The 19185-nt window shown below is 66.7% G+C and carries 19 protein-coding genes, 2 tRNA genes and 2 pseudogenes; 4 read left to right on the top strand and 19 right to left on the bottom strand.

The genetic code is table 11. The annotated features are described in order from the left end of the window. Positions 1-234: 234 nt before the first annotated feature. Together AC5P8J_RS01085 and AC5P8J_RS01090 are read right to left on the bottom strand one after the other, a co-directional pair. Positions 235-310: transfer RNA gene (locus AC5P8J_RS01085), tRNA-Gly, on the bottom strand. A gap of 117 nt (positions 311-427) precedes the next feature. Continuing rightward, positions 428-1533, bottom strand: a pseudogene (locus tag AC5P8J_RS01090) (NAD(P)/FAD-dependent oxidoreductase). Positions 1534-1876: 343 nt separating this feature from the next. Here AC5P8J_RS01090 and AC5P8J_RS01095 point away from each other — a divergent pair. Next, the gene (locus AC5P8J_RS01095) at positions 1877-2554 is read left to right on the top strand and encodes a hypothetical protein (RefSeq protein WP_478436325.1); all 678 of its coding nucleotides are present in this window, start codon (positions 1877-1879) and stop codon (positions 2552-2554) included. A 104-nt stretch (positions 2555-2658) separates the two neighbouring features. Here the strand turns inward: AC5P8J_RS01095 and AC5P8J_RS01100 are convergent, their stop codons facing one another. The 3 genes from AC5P8J_RS01100 to AC5P8J_RS01110 form a co-directional block, all read right to left on the bottom strand. After that, complete coding sequence (locus tag AC5P8J_RS01100) at positions 2659-3141, bottom strand: hypothetical protein (protein ID WP_146205507.1); 483 nt, start codon at positions 3139-3141, stop codon at positions 2659-2661. Between the two features lie 591 nt (positions 3142-3732). Further along, positions 3733-4119, bottom strand: a complete 387-nt coding sequence (locus AC5P8J_RS01105; RefSeq protein WP_207050033.1) for an NAD(P)/FAD-dependent oxidoreductase — start codon at positions 4117-4119, stop codon at positions 3733-3735. Between the two features lie 36 nt (positions 4120-4155). After that, entirely contained in the window at positions 4156-4287 is a 132-nt protein-coding gene (locus AC5P8J_RS01110; protein ID WP_260808501.1) for a hypothetical protein, read from the bottom strand. Positions 4288-4351: 64 nt separating this feature from the next. On the opposite strand from AC5P8J_RS01110, the gene AC5P8J_RS01115 reads away from it, so the two are divergent. After that, the gene (locus AC5P8J_RS01115; RefSeq protein WP_021203602.1) at positions 4352-4573 is read left to right on the top strand and encodes a helix-turn-helix domain-containing protein; all 222 of its coding nucleotides are present in this window, start codon (positions 4352-4354) and stop codon (positions 4571-4573) included. A 63-nt stretch (positions 4574-4636) separates the two neighbouring features. Here the strand turns inward: AC5P8J_RS01115 and AC5P8J_RS01120 are convergent. The 13 genes from AC5P8J_RS01120 to AC5P8J_RS01180 all read right to left on the bottom strand — a co-directional run bounded on the left by AC5P8J_RS01120 (position 4637) and on the right by AC5P8J_RS01180 (position 18386). Continuing rightward, a tRNA-Gly gene (locus tag AC5P8J_RS01120) sits at positions 4637-4712 on the bottom strand. A 114-nt stretch (positions 4713-4826) separates the two neighbouring features. Further along, on the bottom strand, positions 4827-5453 hold the full coding sequence (gene pgsA, locus AC5P8J_RS01125; RefSeq protein WP_021203601.1) for a CDP-diacylglycerol--glycerol-3-phosphate 3-phosphatidyltransferase: 627 nt from the start codon (positions 5451-5453) through the stop codon (positions 4827-4829). Positions 5454-5471: 18 nt separating this feature from the next. Further along, on the bottom strand, positions 5472-7316 hold the full coding sequence (gene uvrC / locus AC5P8J_RS01130; protein ID WP_021203600.1) for an excinuclease ABC subunit UvrC: 1845 nt from the start codon (positions 7314-7316) through the stop codon (positions 5472-5474). Next, positions 7313-8725 carry a hypothetical protein gene (locus AC5P8J_RS01135; protein ID WP_019658993.1) on the bottom strand — a complete coding sequence of 471 codons (1413 nt, stop codon included), beginning with the start codon at positions 8723-8725 and terminating at the stop codon, positions 7313-7315. The genes uvrC and AC5P8J_RS01135 overlap by 4 nt, the downstream gene beginning before the upstream one ends. Next, complete coding sequence (locus AC5P8J_RS01140; protein WP_021203599.1) at positions 8722-9210, bottom strand: low molecular weight protein-tyrosine-phosphatase; 489 nt, start codon at positions 9208-9210, stop codon at positions 8722-8724. Before AC5P8J_RS01140 ends, AC5P8J_RS01135 begins: the two co-directional genes overlap by 4 nt. Continuing rightward, positions 9207-9980 (bottom strand): 3-deoxy-manno-octulosonate cytidylyltransferase, encoded by a 774-nt coding sequence (gene kdsB, locus AC5P8J_RS01145; protein ID WP_021203598.1) that lies wholly within the window; start codon positions 9978-9980, stop codon positions 9207-9209. Before kdsB ends, AC5P8J_RS01140 begins: the two co-directional genes overlap by 4 nt. 74 nt (positions 9981-10054) lie before the next feature. Further along, complete coding sequence (gene lpxK / locus AC5P8J_RS01150) at positions 10055-11074, bottom strand: tetraacyldisaccharide 4'-kinase (RefSeq protein WP_021203597.1); 1020 nt, start codon at positions 11072-11074, stop codon at positions 10055-10057. Beyond that, a complete protein-coding gene (gene msbA / locus AC5P8J_RS01155) occupies positions 11074-12822 on the bottom strand; it encodes a lipid A export permease/ATP-binding protein MsbA (RefSeq protein ID WP_019658997.1) in 1749 nt (582 codons plus the stop codon). The genes lpxK and msbA overlap by 1 nt, the downstream gene beginning before the upstream one ends. Next, positions 12819-13241 (bottom strand): ExbD/TolR family protein, encoded by a 423-nt coding sequence (locus AC5P8J_RS01160; protein WP_019658998.1) that lies wholly within the window; start codon positions 13239-13241, stop codon positions 12819-12821. The genes msbA and AC5P8J_RS01160 overlap by 4 nt, the downstream gene beginning before the upstream one ends. 3 nt (positions 13242-13244) lie before the next feature. Then, positions 13245-13907, bottom strand: coding sequence for a MotA/TolQ/ExbB proton channel family protein (locus tag AC5P8J_RS01165; protein WP_021203596.1), 663 nt, complete (start codon positions 13905-13907; stop codon positions 13245-13247). Positions 13908-13910: 3 nt separating this feature from the next. Next, positions 13911-16310 (bottom strand): DNA internalization-related competence protein ComEC/Rec2, encoded by a 2400-nt coding sequence (locus AC5P8J_RS01170; RefSeq protein WP_134729521.1) that lies wholly within the window; start codon positions 16308-16310, stop codon positions 13911-13913. Between the two features lie 59 nt (positions 16311-16369). Beyond that, positions 16370-17713, bottom strand: coding sequence for a sensor histidine kinase (locus tag AC5P8J_RS01175; protein ID WP_134729519.1), 1344 nt, complete (start codon positions 17711-17713; stop codon positions 16370-16372). A 1-nt stretch (position 17714) separates the two neighbouring features. Then, entirely contained in the window at positions 17715-18386 is a 672-nt protein-coding gene (locus tag AC5P8J_RS01180; protein ID WP_019659002.1) for a response regulator transcription factor, read from the bottom strand. Between the two features lie 209 nt (positions 18387-18595). On the opposite strand from AC5P8J_RS01180, the pseudogene AC5P8J_RS01185 reads away from it, so the two are divergent. Both AC5P8J_RS01185 and AC5P8J_RS01190 read left to right on the top strand, forming a co-directional pair. After that, positions 18596-18697, top strand: a pseudogene (locus tag AC5P8J_RS01185) (MipA/OmpV family protein); the annotation flags it as partial. A 32-nt stretch (positions 18698-18729) separates the two neighbouring features. Beyond that, positions 18730-19014, top strand: coding sequence for a hypothetical protein (locus AC5P8J_RS01190; protein ID WP_111097908.1), 285 nt, complete (start codon positions 18730-18732; stop codon positions 19012-19014). An 18-nt stretch (positions 19015-19032) separates the two neighbouring features. Here AC5P8J_RS01190 and AC5P8J_RS01195 read toward each other — a convergent pair whose 3' ends face one another. Further along, positions 19033-19173: a hypothetical protein gene (locus AC5P8J_RS01195; RefSeq protein ID WP_167692747.1), complete on the bottom strand. Its 141-nt coding sequence runs from the start codon at positions 19171-19173 to the stop codon at positions 19033-19035. Positions 19174-19185: the final 12 nt, after the last annotated feature.

The following is a 19185-nucleotide window of genomic DNA, read 5'->3' on the forward strand; positions in this document are numbered from 1 at the left end:
TGCTTTTCACGGCGCATTGCACATTGCGACGTCTCCCCGGCTCGACGTGCCGCACGCGTGAACATCCTCGCCGCTGGCAGCCAATCGCTTCGATCACGGCGGTGGCTGTCGGTGCATCGTGGTCGCGCTGACCGCTCCACCGGCCTCGAACGCTTGCTGGCGACCCATGGGCGCATCCGGCCCGACAAACGACAAACGAAAAACGCCCCCTTCCGGGAGCGTTCTTCTTGAATCTGGAGCGGGAAACGAGACTCGAACTCGCGACCTCAACCTTGGCAAGGTTGCGCTCTACCAACTGAGCTATTCCCGCAGATTTCGTTCGACCTGCGTCGAAGGAGCGCTATTGTGTCGGGATTGCTGCACGGCGTCAACAGGAATTTTCACGAGAAGTGAGGGGGTGGCGTTCAGGCGCCCCTGCCTGCTCCCTTCACGTGCGCAGCCCGCGGCGATGGAAGTAGACCTGTTCGGCAATGCGGCGCATGACCGCTGTATGCAGCAGTACATCGAGCGGCCAATCGGCCTGCAGATGATCCATCGCTCAGCGCAGCACGCGCTTGCCATGGAACGCCGGGGCGACCTGACGCGCCACCCGTTCCGCTTCTGGCCCTTGCCACGCAGATGGCGGGCAATCGCCTCACCGACCGCCCAGCCGTGCCGCCACGAAGAGTGGATGCCCCCGGCGGACAGCGGCGAGACGATGCCCGCCGCGTCGCCGGTCAGGATCACGCGCTGGCCGGTGATCGGCCCATCCGGCCGGCCGCAGGGCACCAGCCCTGCGCGGGTGCCCGAGGGACGCGCCGAAGGCGGAATGCCGACCCCATCGCGCACGTGGTCGAGGAAGCCGTCGATATCCGGCGGCCGTACCTGTTGCGGGTCATGACGCAGCGCCAATCCGACCTGCAGGCCGGTCGGATTCTGCGCGACCCAGCCGATATAACCCGGCGCGTAGCGCTTGCTGACAAAGCAATGCAGCGCATTGCCCTGCGCCACCTGCAGGCCGGCGAACTCGCGCTCGACGCCGTAGAGGGTGTCGCGCACCTGGCCAAGGCCGGTGCGCTGGGCCACGCGTGAGCGTGCGCCATCAGCACCGACCAGATAGGCGCAGCGCCCTGCCCCTTCCACCTGCCAGCCGTCACCACAGCGACGAGCGTCGGTGAAGGACTGCTGCAGGCGCAGGTCGACACCGTTCGCGCGCAGTTCGCTGGCCAGCCAACGCATCACGTTCGGCGTATCGGTGGTGAGGAAGTAATAGCCCGGCGCGGCCAGCAACACGCTGCGCAGGTTCGGCGCATACAGGCGCACGTTTGCGACGCGTTGCACGAGGTGCTCGGGCATGCGCCCCAGCCAGGTCTGCTCCATCGCCTCTTTCACCACGATGCCGGTGGTGTGCAGGCGCTCGCCGGGGTCGGCCTTGCGTTCCAGCACGCAGACGCGCAGACCGTACTGGGCGGCAGCCAGTGCGCAGGCGGCACCGGCGAAACTGGCGCCGACGATGACCACATCGTGATCGTAGGCGGAGGGAGTGTGAGGCATTGCGGCATCGCCGTGGAGAGTCGGAAATGCAGCTTCGCTAGCGCGGTTGGAGGGGCGATGGAGTGTGGGTGAAGTGGGGATGAAGCATGCAATTTGCCAACGGGAAAACGTCTTCAGTTTCGGGATCGCTTTTCTGCTTCGACTCTTTGCGCATCACCTCATCAGGAAACGCAACTTACTCTCCTGATGCATTCATTCTTACCTATTCAGCATATTCTGCAACTAGTTGCATGTTTGATCCTACTTCGAGCATCTATAACGAAATGTCGCGATTCCATCGCTCTGGCAGCACTATCGAATGTCACTTCGCACAACCCATTGGGCCTCGACAGGACCTCTCATCTTGGCAACCGGCCGCACCACCCTTTCACTGCTATTGGTTTCGATGGCATTAATCACATCGGGATGCCGGACGGCGGCTGTCATCAGCAAGGAAATTGCACTTTCCACGACCACGCGCGCATCTTCGAGAACATTCAACTTGACAGCCCTACTGCCGGCACAGCTGCACATGACTCTTGTCGCACACTATGCACCACGAGATGCGAAAGATCTGAACTGCAGCGGAGTAACCTCCTTTGTGAGCAACATCCCCGGCCCGAGATCTGTCACAAAGGCATTTCATCTATCCAGCCCGGATGAATCCAAGCCATCACGTGTAGACATCCCCGTGCATTACTCCATCGGAGCTTGCAAACTGCCACTGGAAACGGTCGGACTAACACTCCAGAACGAACCTAGAAAGAGCGCAATCAATTCAGGGGAGTACCGCTTCCATCTACATGTCCGAGATGCAACCGAAGACGCTACTTCTCTGAATGCGGGGATCAAGGAGCTTCGACTCACCCAGCACTGCAAGCAACTCGTTCATCGAAGCAGCTCTTCCAAGGAAGAGTTGAGGAAGTTACTGATCTGCGACGGGAGAAAAGAGGTCAATCTCGATCGTAAGAATCTTAAAGAAGTGAGCGTTCGCCTACACGTTACGCTGGACCCGATGGAAGCTCCTCTCTATCAGAAATGACAAGGATTGTCAGGGAGCGCTACTGATCCACGCACCATGCATCGCAGCCAACGAAGCACCGCGCGCTACGAAAGGACCGCCGCATCAGACTCCGACCTTATGAATCAGCATGAGGACTGCCTCGTCCTGTCGTCTACCTTCTTGATGGATTCAATTTCGCGACCTTCCGTCTGCTTCCGGCCAGTGCAGAACAACACCGAATAGGCCTCTGCTGAGTGCACAGAAGAATTCAGCCTGAACACGTACGCCAAGCCTGGCCGCAGCTCCAACACTCTCTCCTTTCCTCTCAAGGGTTCGACAGCGTATGAGCTGGGCACACGCCCATATGAGAAGCAGTCACCGGGTTTCAGCATCAATGGTGCAGCACCATCCTTCAGTTCAATGCTCCAGACCCCATCGTTCTGATCACTGGCTTCAGACAACGTTGCCCAGCCTATGGGGAAAGGTGATCGGGCCTTTTTCGGAAGGCAGATCGCAGGCCGCCCATCAATAAGGGAAACTTCGGCTTGCTTGTCATACCCCAGAGGAGTCGCATGCGCATTGACGGAAAAAACGAGCATCCCGACGGCAACCAGCGGTCGAATCATCATGAAACTCCGGATGTAGATGAATAGAAGGTTTCGGCGTCCATTCATATCAATGAAGCTGGCATTCCAACGCCCGTCCATTGAGCGATGAGCATTGCGCCGTGCAGTCAATATGCAGATGGAAAAGCAGCTGAGCGCAAGGGGCCCACCAACACAGCTTCTCCATCAACTCGTACTTTCTTGGTTCTTCCTGGCCCATCACGTCAGCAATGGCAACTGTACCAAGGGGCAAGCCCGGCTGAACTCACTGTGAGAGAGAGGTCGCTTGCGAAAGCGCTACCGATGCTCTGGATATCGCACAACGCCGAGGTCTCTGTCATGTCAGCTGACCATTTGCGACATTCTGCGCAGCTGTCGAGCACTACGATCAATTCATTCAAAGTTGCCTGCGTTGTTCACTCGCCACCGACGTCCGCCTTGCATCCAGCCACAACCGTTTCGTGCGACGACCAACAGGTAGGTGCCGTCCGCAAAGCTGACACCAACGATGACCATGTCGAGATCCCAGGTGGAGAGAGATCGCAGCGTCCACTATCGGGCAGAAGCAACGCCCCCGTTCGAGAACGTTGCTTGCAGGACTGCTTTGCGCCGTCAGGCCACCACAATCCGCAGCGGATCTGCAGACGCCAGGATCTCCGCACGCTCACCCGTGGGCGGATAGATCCATTCGGTGTTGATCCGGGTCCTGAGCGCCTTGGCTTCAGCGCCGGACAGCGTTACCTGGCGATCCCAGCCCTCGGTGTAGACAGCACCCCACGGCCGCAGGTCCAGGCAGGTCACGTACTTGGGCTGCGCATACGGAATCATCGCTTCCCCGATCAGGTCAGCCGCGGCGTTGTGTCCGGTGGAGCGCCCCAGGTTCATCGCGTGCTGGCAGGACATCATCGCCACGTTGCCCTCGTCATCGGTGGCGGCATGCGCGCAGTCGCCGGTGGCGAACACCGCGTCGACACTCTTCGCCTTGAGAGTGCGATCCACATGCAGGCGACCCACCGCATCGTGCTAGCCAGGAATCTAAGCAGTCAACGCACTGGCACGTGCACCGGCCTTCCAGACAACGGTGGCGGCGTCGATGCGTTCTCCGTTTTCCAACGTCACGCCCTCCGCATCCCCGCGAGCGACGCCCGAGCCCAGACGCCAGGACACACCCAGCTCCCTGTGGGCGCTGCGCGCTGTTTGATGGTGCCCCACCCGCTGGGCCAACCGCGGTATGTGCGGCATCCACGCGGTGATGATCAATGCGCAGAAGGCCATGCGCGAAGAACTGGCACGTTCCAACCTGGCCTCGATTGCCGAGGGCGTGCAGGGCAAGGGACGCCCGGCGAGTTTCGCCGGTGATGTGCAGGAGTGGTTCGCGGACCGCCAGGTGGCACGCGAGGAAGCGCGCATCACCGGCATGCGTTGGCGCGCGACGGCGCAGGACAATGATTGATCTGCGCGGGTACCGCCGCGCATAACGAAAAACGCCCCCTTGCGGGAGCGTTTTTCTTGAATCTGGAGCGGGAAACGAGACTCGAACTCGCGACCTCAACCTTGGCAAGGTTGCGCTCTACCAACTGAGCTATTCCCGCTTGGGAGGCGAAATTTTACCTATTCCAAGGATGCCGTCAAGCGCTTTTTTCAGGGTCTGCGAGGTGCCCGGCGTCGCGTATCCGCGCCATGCGTGAATACGCGCATCGATGGGGTCAGTTGCCCAGCTTCTTCTGCCGCGAGCGCTCGCGTGCGGCGCGCTCGTCTTCGCGCAGGCTCGGCCAGGCGGCATGCAGGTACTGCAGGCCCGACCACAGGGTCAGCACCGCGGCAATCGCCAGGGTCCAGTCGCCGATATGGAACACCGGCCAGCCCATCCAGATGTCTTCCACCGGCACGTTGGGGGCCACCGAATACAGCAGGCACAGCAGCGCGACCATCTGCGCGGTGGTCTTGATCTTGCCGATCATCGCCACGCGCACCTTGGCGCGCTGGCCCAGCTCGGCCATCCACTCGCGCAGCGCCGATACTGCAATCTCGCGGCCGACGATGACCGCCGCCCAGAATGCCATCCACGGCGTCGGATGGCCCTGCACGATCAGGAACAGCGCCACTGCCACCATCAGCTTGTCCGCGACCGGATCGAGGAAGGCGCCGAAGGCCGACTCCAGCTGGTAACGGCGGGCGATCCAGCCATCGAGCCAGTCGGTGATCGCGGCCAGGCCGAAGATCGCCGCCGAAGCGAAGTTGGTCCAGGTGTAGGGCAGGTAGAACACCAGCACCAGCACCGGGATCATCACGATCCGCAACAACGTCAGCCAGGTGGGCAGGGTCAACTTCATGCTTGCGTGCTTCTCTCTCTACTCGGCCGCATCGGGCGTGGCCAACCCGTGCAGGTTAGCGTAGATACGTGCCGCGAGGGCGTCATTGATGCCTTCCACCTTGGCGATTTCGGCTTCGCCAGCCGCTTTCAGGCCGACCAGGCCGCCGAAATGCTTGAGCAGGCTGGCACGACGGCGCGGGCCGATGCCGGGGATATCCTCCAGCTTGCTGGTCATCCGCGCCTTCTGGCGGCGGCCGCGATGACCGGTGATGGCGAAGCGGTGGGCTTCATCGCGAACCTGCTGGATGAACTGCAGCGCCGGGTTGGCCGCGCCCGGGCGCAGCTCGCGTCCATCCGGCATCACCAGCGCTTCATGGCCTGCGCGGCGCTCCACGCCCTTGGCCACGCCCACCAGCAGCACCCCTTCCACGCCCAGGTCGGCCAGTGCGGCCTGCGCCTGCGCCAGCTGGCCGGCGCCACCGTCGATCAGCAGGACGTCCGGCAGCACGCCCTGCTCTTCCACCGCACGGCGGAAACGGCGATCGATGGCCTGGCGCATGGCCGCATAGTCGTCGCCCGGCTCGATGCCGCTGATGTTGAAACGGCGGTACTGCGCACGCACCGGGCCGGCCGCATCGAACACCACGCACGAGGCCACGGTAGCCTCGCCCAGGGTGTGGCTGATGTCGAAACATTCGACCCGCTTGACCGGCTCGGCCAGGCCCAGCATCTCGCGCAGTGCGTCGCTGCGCGCGTGCTGCGCGTTGCGGCTGTTGAGTTCGGTGGCCAGGGTCAGCTGCGCGTTGCGGCTGGCCAGTTCCACGTAGCCGGCGCGCTCGCCGCGCACGTTCCACTTCAGCTGCACCTTGCGCTCGGCCGAGGCCGAGAGCGCGGCAACCAGCAGGTCGGCATCGGGAATCTCGCGGTCCAGCAGGATCTCGCGCGGCGGCTCGAATTCGATGTAGTACTGCGAGACGAACGCGGCCAGCACTTCCTCCGGGCTTTCCTCGCCGTTGGTGCGGGGGAAGAACGGGCGGGTACCGAGGTTGCGGCCATCGCGGAACGCCAGCAGCAGCACGCAGGCCTGCGACCCCTGCATGGCCACCGCCAGCACGTCCAGGTCCGCGGCGCGACCGTCCACGTACTGCCGGGTCTGCATGCTGCGCAGCGAGGAAATCAGATCGCGCAGGCGCGCGGCCTGCTCGAACTCCAGCGCCTCGCTGGCGGCCTGCATCTGCTCGCCCAGCTCGCGGGTGAGCTCGTCGCTCTTGCCTTCAAGGAACAGGGCGGCGCGGCGCACCGACTCGGCGTACTCCGCTGCCGGCACCAGCTCCACGCACGGCGCGCTGCAGCGCCCGATCTGGTACTGCAGGCACGGCCGCGAACGGTTGCGGAACACGCTGTCCTCGCAGCTGCGCAGCTTGAACAGCTTGTGCATCAGGTTCAGCGTTTCGCGTACCGCGGTCACGCCCGGGTACGGCCCGAAATAGCGGCCGGGAATGGCGCGCGGGCCGCGATGCAGCGCGATGCGCGGCCAGTCCTCGCGGGTCAGCAGTACATGCGGGTAGGTCTTGTCGTCGCGCAGCGAAACGTTGTAACGCGGCGATAGGGATTTGATCAGCTGGTTTTCCAGCAGCAGCGCCTCGGCTTCCGAGCGCGTGACGGTCACGTCCATGCGCGCGATCTGCGAGATCATCGACATGATCCGCGCGTTCTTCGGACTGCCGTTGAAGTAGCTGCCAACGCGATTGCGCAGTGCACGGGCCTTGCCCACATACAGCAGGGTGTCGTCGGCGGCGTACATGCGGTACACGCCGGGCGCGGTGCTGAGCTGGGCCGCGAAGGCCTTGCCGTCGAAGGCCGGGACGGGAACGTCGGTCATTCGCTGATCGGCACTTCGCTGAGCACGCCGCTGTCGGGATCGAATCGCAGCACGGCATGGGCGTCGGTCTCGGCAATCCACACCGCCCCGGCCCCCACCGCCAGGCCGGCCGGGCCATGCAGGCGACGCGGCAGCGGTTGGGTCGTCAGTTCGCCTCCGCCCAGGCGCAGCGTGCGCAGGCGGCCGTTGCCGGTATCGGCAATCCACAGCAGCGGCGCATCCGGGCTCAGCGCGATGGCCTGCGGGAACTGCAGGCTGGCTTGGGCGCGGGGACCGTCTTCACTGCCGAAGCGCCAGGGCCCCTGCCCGACCAGGGTCTGCACCAGGTCGCCACGCAGCTGAAGCGCGCGGATCGAGGAACCCAGCGCATCGGCCACGTACAGCACCTGCTGCACCACGGCGAGCGCGGTGGGCTGGGCGAAGGCCGCCAGATGGCCGCTGCCATCACGCTCGTCAATGGAGCCGCTGCCGGCGCGCCATTGCAGGCTGCGCTGGCCCAGGTGGTAGCTCCAGATGCGGTTGTCGCCGGCCATCGCGATGTGCAGCTGGTTGTCGGCAATGGCCAAGCCGACCGGGTGGTCCAGCGAGACCTGCCGCGGCTGCGCAACCGGACCTTCCACCGGCGCACCGGGGCGCCCGTTGCCACACAGGGTGTCGACGATGCCGGTCAACAGGTTGATGCGGCGCACGGCATGGTTGCCGGTATCGGCCACGTACAGCGAATCGCGCTCCAGCACCAGCGCCTGCGGGCGATGGAATGCCGCTTCGGCAAGGTTGCCATCCATGAAATCGGCGGTACCGAGGCCGAACTGGCGCAGGATGCGGCCACCGTGGCTGCATTCAAGGATGCGGTGGTGGCCACTGTCGGCGATGTACAGGCGCTCGGTGCTGACTGCCAGCCCCAACGGGAAGCGCAGGGCCTGGCGCGGTTCCGGATGCAGTTCGCTGCCCCCGCGCGACGGCGCCGAAGGGGCTCCCTGGCACAGCGCGTTCAAGGCGCGTTCCAGTTCACCGGGGGCCCCCAGCCCGATCAGCCGTTGCTGCTCCCTGCCCTGTGCGTCCAGCAGCACCAGGGTCGGCCAGGCGCTGACGCCGAAGCGGCGCCAGCCATCCCAGTCGGCATCCAGCAGCACAGGCATGGTCAGGCCCTGGCGACGCAGCAGTTTCAGTGCAGCGCTGGCGTCACGTTCGAAATCGAAGCGCGGCACCTGCAGCACCAGCGGCTGCAGCTTGCCCGGATGGCGCGACAGCCATTGGCCGAACTCGGCCAGGCGTTGCGCGCTCCAGGCGGAGGCCGCATTGACGAACAGCAGTGCGACCGGCCGGCCGCGCAGTTCGGTCAGGGTGCAGGGGGTGGCGTTGAGCCAGGTGGCGAACTCGGGCAGGTCCGGGACGGGCTGGACGTTCATGATCCGATTATGCCGGAGTCGGCGTCATGCAACAGTCGTGCCACTGCACGTTTTGCAGCATCGTCGACCAGCGACCAGACCTGTTCGAAATGATCGCTCCCGCCGGTGTACGGATCGGGGATCGCGATCCGCCCCTGCGCGCCGGACCAGGGCAGGTACAGCGCCAGCCGTTCGCGCTGCGCCACCGACGCCAGGCGACCGGCGTCACGCAGGTTGGCCTCGTCGGCACACAGGATCCAGTCGAAACGGTCGAAATCCGCGGCCTGCAGCTGGCGTGCGCGCAGGCCGCCGATGTCCACACCGTGCCCGGCCGCGCAGGCGATCGCACGCCGGTCCGGTGGCTCGCCCACGTGCCAGTCGCCGGTGCCGGCCGAATCCACCTGCACCCGCCCGGCCAGCGGCGAGGCCTCCAGGCGTGCACGCAGCGCACCTTCGGCCATCGGCGAACGGCAGATGTTGCCGAGGCAGACGACCAGCAGTTTCATCGGGCAGCCAGCGCCTGAAGAAGCGCTTCGGCGCGCTCCAGGTCCTCGGGCGTGTCGATGCCCGGCGGGAATGGTTCGGGCGAGATCGCCACACTGATCGGGTAGCCCGCCTCCAGCACACGCAGCTGCTCCAGCGATTCGACCTGCTCCAGCTGGCCCGGCGGCATTGCCGCGAACCGCTGCAGGAAACCGGCGCGGTAGCCGTAGATGCCGATGTGGCGCAGCCAGTTGTGACCGGCCGGCAGCGCGTCGCGGCTGCGTGCAAAGCCATCGCGGTGCCAGGCGATCGGCGCGCGGCTGAAGTACATCGCCTCGTTGCGCACGTTGCGCACCAGCTTGACCACGTTCGGGTCGAACAGCGTAGGCGCGTCCTCGACGGCGGTGGCCAGGGTCGACATCGGTGCAGTGCCGTTGGCCAGTACCTCGGCCAGGGCGCGGATGCCGGTCGCCGGTGCGAACGGTTCGTCGCCCTGCAGGTTGACCACCACCGTGTCGTCGGCCCAGCCGGCGATGCGTGCGCACTCGGCCAGGCGGTCGGTACCGGAGGCATGCGAGGTGGCGGTCATGGCCACCCTCACCTCGGCCAGCCCGGACAGCGCATCGGCAATGCGCTGATCGTCGGTCGCTACCCAGACCTCCCGGGCGCCGGCCTGCAGCGCGCGGCGCGCCACGTGCAGTACCAGCGGTTCACCACCCAGCAGGCGCAACGGCTTGCCGGGCAGCCGCGAGGCGGCATAGCGGGCCGGGATGGCGACGACGAATTCGGTCATGGGGCGGTACTCGGCAGGCTCGTTACAAGGGGAATGCGGCCGGCGGCGCGTGAATGCAAGCGCCGCTGCGTCGCTCAGTTCGGTCGCAGCTTGTCCAGGCGGTCAGTCAGCGCCACCCAGAACGCGGCGGGCAACTCGGCGCGCAGCGGAACCGCGTAGTGCCAGTCGTTGCCGAACGCCCGGCATTTCACCGCATCCTTTTCGGTCATCAGTACCGGCAGCTGGCTGCCGAAGGACAGGTCCTGCGGCTGATAGGCCTGGTGGTCGGCGAACGCATGCGGCACGACGCCGATGCCACGCGCGCGCAGCATGTCGAAGAAGCGCTGCGGATGGGCGATGCCGGCCACCGCATGCACGCGCTGGCCCTTGAAGTACGCCAGCGGGCGTGCGCGGCCACCGGCCAGCGGCTGCGCACTGTCGATGTGCAGGGCCATCGGCCACTGGCCGAAGCCACAGGCCTGTGCCGCAGTCTCCTCATCGGCCTGACCGAGATTGACCACGCGGAAATCGCATTCGCTGGCGCGGCTGACCGGCTCGCGCAGCGGCCCGGCCGGAATCATCCGGCCATTGCCATAGCGACGCTGCGCATCGACCACCTCGATCTCGATGTCGCGTGCCAGCCGGTAATGCTGCAGGCCGTCATCGCAGACGATCACATCGCAGCCAGCCTCGATCAGCGCCCTGCCGGCAGCAACACGATCACTGTCCACGCGTACCGGCACGCCGGTCTTCCAGGCGATCAGCACTGGCTCGTCACCGCCCTTGGCGGTCGGCGTATCGGCCTTTACCCACAGCGGCGTGTCGGCATCCTCGCGCCCGTAACCGCGGCTGGCCACGCCCGGCTTCCAGCCGGCGGCACGCAGGCGCTCCACCAGTGCGATGGTCAGCGGCGTCTTGCCAGTGCCACCGGCGGTGATGTTGCCAACCACGATGACCGGCACCGGCAGCGTGTAACGCTTGCGCCAGCCACGCCGATAGGCGCGCCGGCGCAGCGCGGTGACGCCGGCGTACAGCGGTGCCAGCAGGCGCATCGCCCACGGAACCGGGCTGCCGTCGTACCAGTACGCCGGGGTCTGGGTACCCTTGCCGGCCATCAGTCCTGCCTTTCGCGGAACTGCATGCTGTGCAGATGCTGGTACAGGCCGCCCAGCTCGAGCAGCTCCTTGTGGGTGCCGCGTTCAACGATGCGGCCATGGTCCATCACCAGCACCTGGTCGGCATGCTCGATGGTCGACAGCCGGTGCGCGATGACCAGCGTGGTGCGTTCGGGCATCAGGCGCTGCAGCGCGTCCTGCACCAGGCGCTCGGATTCGTTGTCCAGCGCCGCAGTGGCTTCGTCGAGGATCAGGATCGGGGCGTCGCGCAGGATCGCGCGGGCGATCGCCAGGCGCTGGCGCTGGCCACCGGACAGCAGCGCGCCGTTCTCGCCTACCGGCGTCTGCAGCTGCTGCGGCATGCGTGCGATGAACTCCCACGCGTTGGCGGCTTCGGCCGCCGCGCGGATCTGCTCGTCGGTCGCTTCCATGCCATAGGCGATGTTGGCGGCGATGGTGTCATCGAACAGCATCACCTTCTGCCCGACGATCGCCACCTGCCGGCGCAGGTCAGCCAGCGGATAGTGATCCAGCGCCACGCCATCGAGGGTGATGACCCCGCCACTGGGCTCGTAGAAGCGTGGCACCAGCCGGATCAGGCTGGTCTTGCCGCTGCCGGAACGGCCGACAATGGCCGTCACCGTACCCGGCCTGGCAACGAAACTGATGTCGTCCAGGGCGATGCCACTGTCTTCGCGGTAGCGCAGCATGACGTGGTCGAACGCCAGTTCGCCACGCACGCGTTGCACGCGGTGCTGGCCTTCGTCGCGCTCCACCGGCATGTCGAGGATGCCGAACAGGCGCTCGGCGGCGGACACGCCGCGCGAAATCGAGGTCTGCACGCTGGTCAGGCGCCGCAGCGAAGGAATGATCGCCATCATCGAGGTCATCAGGCCCATGAACTGGCCGGCATTGAGCCGGCCGGCCAGGGCTTCGCGGGTCGACACCCAGACGATCACCGCCAGCGCCAGTGCGGCCAGGAACTGCACCACGCTGGACGCCGCTGCGCGGGTCACCTCGACCTTCATGTTCAGCGCCAGCATGCGGTTGGCCAGGCGTGAGTAGCGCGAGATCTCATGCTGCTGGGTGCCGTGCACCTTCACTTCCTGCTGCGCCGCCAAGGACTGCTCGGCGGTCTGCGCCATCGTGCCCATGCCGTCCTGGATGCCGCGGCTGATGCGACGATAGCGCTTGCCCACGTAGGACACGATGGCACCGATCAGCGGCACCACCAGCAGCATCGCCAGGGTTACCTTGACGCTCATCTGCAGCATCACCGCCAGCATCGCGATGATGGTGAGGGTATCGGCCACCACGGTCTTCAGCGCGTCGGCGCTGGCCTGGGTGACCTGCTCGGTATCGAAGTTCAGGCGGCTGACCATCACCGGCGTTGCTTCGGTGTCGAAGTGCGACGACGGCAGGTGCAGGTACTTCTGCAGCACCTGCTCACGCAGGTCGCGGACCACGCTGCGGCCGGTCTTGGCCAGCGTATAGTCGCTGACCCAGGTGGCCACGCTGCGCATCAGGAACAGGCCGAGGATGGTCAGCGGCAGGACCACGGCCGCGCGCGGCTGCGGATCGACAAACCCCTCGTTGACCAGCGGCTCCATCAGCTTGGTGAAGTGATAGCCGGCCAGGGCTTCGACCACCATGGCGATGACCGCGCCCACCATGAACACCCAGTAGGTGCGGGTGTAGCCCAGCAGACGTTTGTAGATCGGCCACACCGGCGCGTGATGGGAACTCATGGACGCACCTCTGGCGCAGTTGCAATGGCGATACGACGGAAACCGAGCTGACCGAGCGCGTCCTGCGCAGTCACCACGGCCTGGTAGGGGGTGCGTGCGTCGGCGCGCAGCAGCACCGGCTGGCTGCGATCGCTGCCGGCGACCGATGCGATGGTCTGCTTGACCGACTCGACATCGCTGCGCAGCACTTCCTGGTCATTGATGAAATAGCGGCCTTCGGCGTTGATCAGCACGCTGAGCGAGCGCGGCGGCTCGTTGCTGGGCTGCTGGCTGGCGGTCGGCAGCTGCACCTGCAGCGTCGAGCGCGCATCGAAGGTGGTGGTGACCACGAAGAAGATGATCAGCACCAGGATGACGTCGATCAGCGGCACCAGATCGATATGCGGCTCATCCTGGGATCGGTCATTGCCGATACGCATCGATCAGGCCTTCGCCGTGGCAGCGTGGGCTGGCCGCGCCGGCGCGGCCGGGTTCATCACCCCGGGGCGGCCGTCGAGCGTATCCAGCAGGGCACTGGCTTCCTGTTCCATTTCCACCACATAGCCGTGGATCCGGCCCTTGAAATAGCGATGGAACATCAGCGCCGGGATGGCCACGATCATGCCGGTGGCGGTGCACACCAGCGCCTTGCCGATGCCGCCGGCCAGCTGGTTCACGTCGCCCACGCCATGGTCGAGGATGCCCAGGAACATCTGGATCATGCCGATCACGGTGCCCAGCAGGCCCAGCAGCGGGCCGGCCGAGGCGATGGTGCCCAGCGCGTTGAGGAAGCGCTCCATGCGGTGCACCAGGTGGCGCCCGGTGTCCTCGATCCGCTCACGGATCTGGTCGCGCGGGCGGTTGCGCGCTTCCAGCGCAGCGGCCAGCAGCGTGCCCAGCGGCGAGTTGGCGCGCAGGGTCTGCAGGTGCGCCGGGTCAAGCTTGCCGCGTGCGGCCCAGTTGCGCACTTCCTGGCCAAGCCCGGGCGGCAGCACTTCAGTCCGCCGCAGGGACCAGAAACGCTCCAGGATGATCGCCAAAGCCAGTACGCCCAACAGCAGCAGCGGCACCATTGGCCAGCCACCGGCCTTGACCAGTTCCCACACGTTTCAACCCTCCGGCCCAACGGCCGCTTGTTCGTTCGGCGATAGGATAGCAGCCGACCGCGCCCGCCCAGCGGCATCCCACCACCGGGATGCGTGGATACGCTGTTCACGCAGCTGCAGCCCTTGTGCACCAAGCCATACGCGGATCGCGCCGGAGTCGGCCGTGGCCAGCACTTCCGCCCCCTGCGCCTGCCAGCGTTGGACCACGTCCTGGCGTGGATGGCCGAAACGGTTGCGGTGGCCGGCCGAAACCACCGCCAACCGTGGCGCCACGGCGGCCACCCACGGCGCGCTGGAGCTGCCACCGCTGCCATGATGCGGCACCAGCACCACATCCGCCTTCAGCGCGGCCGGAGACGACTGCAGCAGCGTCCGCTCGGCCGGTCGGCCGATGTCACCCGGCAGCAGGACCACGCCGTGGTGGCTGGCGATGCGCAGCACGCAGCTGTCTTCGTTCTCAGCCTCACGGCTGCCCGGCGCCGGGTGCAGGACCTGGAAATCTACCCCGTCCCACTGCCAGCGCAGCCCCTGCTGGCAGGGCGTCGCGCCGGCGATGGTGCTGCCCGGTGGCGCCAGCAGCTGCAGTCCGGGCAGCTGCCGTCGCAGGCTGGACAGGCTGCCGGTGTGATCAAGATGGTCATGGCTGAGCATCACCTGCCGGGGCGGCGCCTGGCCGAGCGCGCGCAGGGCCGGGACCAGAATGCGCTCGTTGCCCTCGCCGCCGGTCGGAGGCCCTACGTCGTACCAGAGTGCGTGCCGCGCTGTACGCACCAGCACCGCTGTGCCCTGCCCCACATCGTGCACCAGCAGCTCCAGTTCCCCCTCGGCCGGTGCATGCCGCGCCGGCCACAACAGCGGCAGGCACAGCAGCAGGCCCGCCAGGCCACCGCCGGCGCCGCGTGGCAGCAGCCACCAGAACACCCCCGCCAATGCCGCCGGTACGGCCCAGCGCGGCGCCTCGGCCAACCACCACATGGCCTGCGGGTGCAGCGCCAGTGGCTGCAGCGCCTGCCAGCTCAGCTCGAACAGCCAGGCCGCAGCACGCCAGGACCAGCGGCCGGCTCCCTCGTGCAGCGCATGCAGCCCCGTACCCAGCAACGACAACGGCACCACCAGCAACGTCCACCACGGAATGATCGGCAGGTTGACCAGCGGCCCCAACCGCGCGGTGCCGCCAAACAGGGCCACGCACAGCGGCAACAGGCCGAGGCTGGCCACGCCCTGGGCGGCCAGGAAGCCACGCAGGCCCCCACCGGCGCCCTCCGGCCCGGTTCGCGGCAGGCACCACAGCAGCCACAGCACCCCGCCAAAGCTGAGCCAGAAGCCGGCCGACAACACCGACAGCGGCGCCGGCAGCAGCATCACCATCGCGGCCAGGGCCAACCCCTGCCCCGCACCCACCGGGCGACGTCCGGCACGGGCCAGTGCCACCAGCCCGATCATCAGCGCCGCGCGCACCGTTGGCAGCGCGCCGCCGGCGGCCACGGCATAGGCGGCTGCGGCCAGCGCTGCACCCCATGCCGCCGCCTGCGGCCGTGGCCAGCAACGTCCCAGCACCGGGCACAGCCACCACGACAAGCGGCACAGCAGTACCCCGAAGCCCGCCACCACGCCCACGTGAAAACCGGAAATGGCGACCAGATGGGTCAAGCCCAGCGCGCGCAGGTGTTCCCAGTCGGCATCGGACAGCCCGCGGGTATCGCCCAGCGCCAAGGCCTGCACGAACCGCGCGGCAGGATGTGCCACCTGCGTAGCGATGGCGTCACTGCTGCGCTCGCGCCAGGCTGGCAGGCCCTGCGCAGGCGCGCGCTCACGCGCAGCCCCCGGGTCGCGTACCGTGCCATTGCCGGAGATGTCGCGCAGCAAGGCATGGCGTTCGCCATCGAAGCCGCCGGGATTGATCCGCGAACGTGGCGCACGCACCCGCAGCGGCAACTGCCAATGCGATCCCGCACGAACCGCATGCCGCCCACCCTCGGCCTCGTGCGCTGACGACCCGCGCCACGGATCGTTCCAGGTGACCTGCAGGCGCTTGCCGCGCAGCGCTGGCAGCGCATCGGCCTCATCCACGTGCAACACGAAACGGGTGTAGCCGGGCCCCCGCTGCGGAAGATCGGCGACTCGTCCGCTCACCCGCACATCCTGCGGCGGCGCGCCGGGTGGCAGCTGGCCGTGCAGCGCCCAATGCCCGTGCAATGTTGCCCATGCCAGGCCGAGCACGATTGCAGCCCAGGGGCGGCCGCGCCAGCGCAGCAGCCAGCCCGCGCCGCCGGCAACCGCCATCGGCGCGCTCAGCCACAGCGGCAGCAGCGCCGGCATCTGCACGCAGGCCAGCGCGCCCAGCACCAGGCCGGCAGCGCAGCCGGGGCCGAACAGGGCCGGCGCGGAACGTTCGGAAGCCATTCCATCAGCCTGCCGCCAGGCGCTACAGGCTGCCTATCGGGGTTTCCCCCGCGCGGCTGTCAGCGCCGGACGGTGCCGCGATGGAAGTTGACCCGGAAGCTGGCACCACCGCCGGTGGCCTCGCCGACACTGACCGAGCCGCCGTGATGCTGCACGATTTCCTTCACCAGATGCAGGCCGAGGCCACTGCCGCTGCCCGCCGCGCGCAGGCGATGGAACGGCTCGAAGATCGCTTCACGGTCACTCACCGGAATACCGGCGCCCTGATCGCTGACTTCCAGAAGGCCACGTGCATCCAGGCGCACGCAGATGGTGCCGCGCCCGCCGCCGTGGACGATGGCGTTGTGCACCAGGTTGGCGATCACCCGCCCCAGCGCCAGGCTGTCGCCATGGATCCACACGGGCGACTCCGGCGCATCCACCTCGAAGCCATAGCCGGCGCCGACCACCAGTGGCGCCAGATCGGCGGCCGCTTCACGCACCAGCAGCGCCAGATCCAGCCGCTGCAGTGCGCCGACATTGCGATCGAGCCGCTGCAGGTCAAGCAGGTGCTCGGCGACGTTGCCGAGCCGCGCCACGTCGGTCAGCAGCTGCGATTTCAGCTCACCCTGCGGCAGCTGCGACAAGCGCGCCTGTACCACTGCAATCGGCACCCGCAGCTCGTGCGCGGCATCGGCGAGGAACTTGTCACGTGCTGCATAGCCCTGCTGCACCTTGTCGATCGCGTCGTTGAAAGCTTCCACCAGCGGCGCGACCTCGGTCGACACCAGCTGCGCATCCAGCCGCGCACCCGGCTGGCCGATATCCAGCTCCTTGGCCTGCTGTGCGGACCGACGCACGCCGCGCATCGCACGGTGGATCACGGTCGGCATCACCAGCAGCGTGATCACGATCAGCGGCAGGAAGAACCACAGGCCGATCAGGCGCAGCACCATCAGTGCGCCGTCCAGCAGCCCGCCCTTCGGCGCCCCGCCCACCATCACCGTGATGCGCCGCCCATCCTCGTTGCGGATCATCACCCGCGCAACGTCCAGATAGGGCGGCACCAGTGAACCCAGTTCGCTGGCGCCCACCGTCGGCAAGCGTGCCAGCAACGGGGCGTGGACCGCAGGAATCGTGCCGCGCTCCAGCCACGTGCCCCTGTCATCAACCGCCGCGAACCAGAGGTTGCCCCCCGCCCCGGCATTGAGCCTGTCCCAGCGCGCCTGGTCCAGTACCAGCCGGCCGCCTTCGCTGTGCACGGCTTTGGCTACCGCCTCGGCCGTGAACATGTCCATTCCCCAAGTGTCCTTGTCGCCCCAGGTCAGGATCAACGCGACCACCGCGAACAACACAGTGAAGGCCTGCGCCAGGAACAACCGCCAGGCCAGGCCGAGCGTGATGGAGCGGATGGGTCGGGTCATCTCACGCCTCCGCCAGCAGATAGCCGACGCCGCGGATCACATGGATTTCCACACCAGCCCCGGCCTGCTGCAGCGCCTTGCGCAGCTTGGAAATGTGCGCGTCGAGTGCATTGGACTGGATCTCGTCATCAAACCCGTACACCGCCGCTTCCAGCGCGCTGCGTGTGACCGTGCGCCCCTGGCGCATCGCCAGCGCCTGCAGCACCAGCACCTGGCGCCGGGGCAGTGCCAGCGGCTGGCCTCCCACCTGCGCCTGCAGCGATTCGAAGTCGAATTCCAGCCGCCCCAGGTGCAGGCGCGGCGTCACCATCGCCGAGGGCCGCCGTGAGACTGCACGGATCCGCGCCATCAGTTCCTCGATCGCCACTGGCTTCACCAGGTAGTCATCGGCCCCCACATCCAGGCCCTCGACCTTGTCTGACAACGTGCCCTTGGCGGTCAGCATGATCACCGCCAGGTTAGGCCGCAGTGCACGCGCGGTGGCGACGAACGCCGCGCCATCGCCATCGGGCAGCTGGCGGTCGAGCAACATCAACTGGTGTACCGGTTCGCGCAGCGCGATCGTAGCTTCGGCCAGGCTTCCGACCACGTCGGCGACCACGCCCTGCCGCTCCAGGCCCGATTGCAGGGCTCGGGACAGATCGGGATCGTCTTCGACCAGGAGGATGCGCATCAGGGGGTTCGGCTACCGGAAACGCTGCCGATCATAGTGCCTTGCGCCGGGTTTGGGCGCCTTCGCGTGCCGATTGCCGACGCGCAATGTTCTGACAATGTTGCGCCCGCACCATGCACAGCCATCCTCCGCAAAGTGGCTGATCGATGCCGTTGCTGCCCCCGACCCTGCTGCGCCTGTTGCTGTTCTCCGCTGCCATCAGCTTTCCGTTGGCCGCCAACCAGCGGTTCGGCGATGCAGTAAAGGACAGCCCGATGGCGCGGCGTGGGACACAGACGTCGGCCTTCGTTTCCCTGATGCGCTCGTTCTGAGCGAGCGCCCGTTACAGACAAGGACACCCCTCATGGCCTGCGTCTCCACCCCCCTCGAAGCCCATGCGATCCTGTGTGCTCCCGACCTGGACAGCGCAGAACGTGCGTATCTGGGCCTTATGCCCGATCTGGAGCATGTGGATGCGCTGGCCCGCCGCGCACTCGGGCTTTCGCGCGTCGCCGATGCGGCACGCACCTACGCGCTGTCGATGACCCTGGTCGGGCTGCGCCTGCAGGAACTTGAGATGAGCGAAGCGACCGCAAAGGAGCACCGCCAGGCTACGCTGCACAGCCTGCGGCAGGTCTTCAACGCCTGAGCGCAGGGGCGCGATGGCTCAGCGGAAGGTGGCCCAGGCCAGCACCGCAGCCAGCAGAGCTACCCAGACCACGGCCTTGAAGGTGCCTTCCAGCATGTTGCCGCCGAACAGCAGCTCGACGAATGGATTGGTCCGGGGAGTCGGAACATGCTCGCTCATCTGAGACGGATC

The organism is Stenotrophomonas sp. YJH_SMC_37, assembly GCF_059370035.1.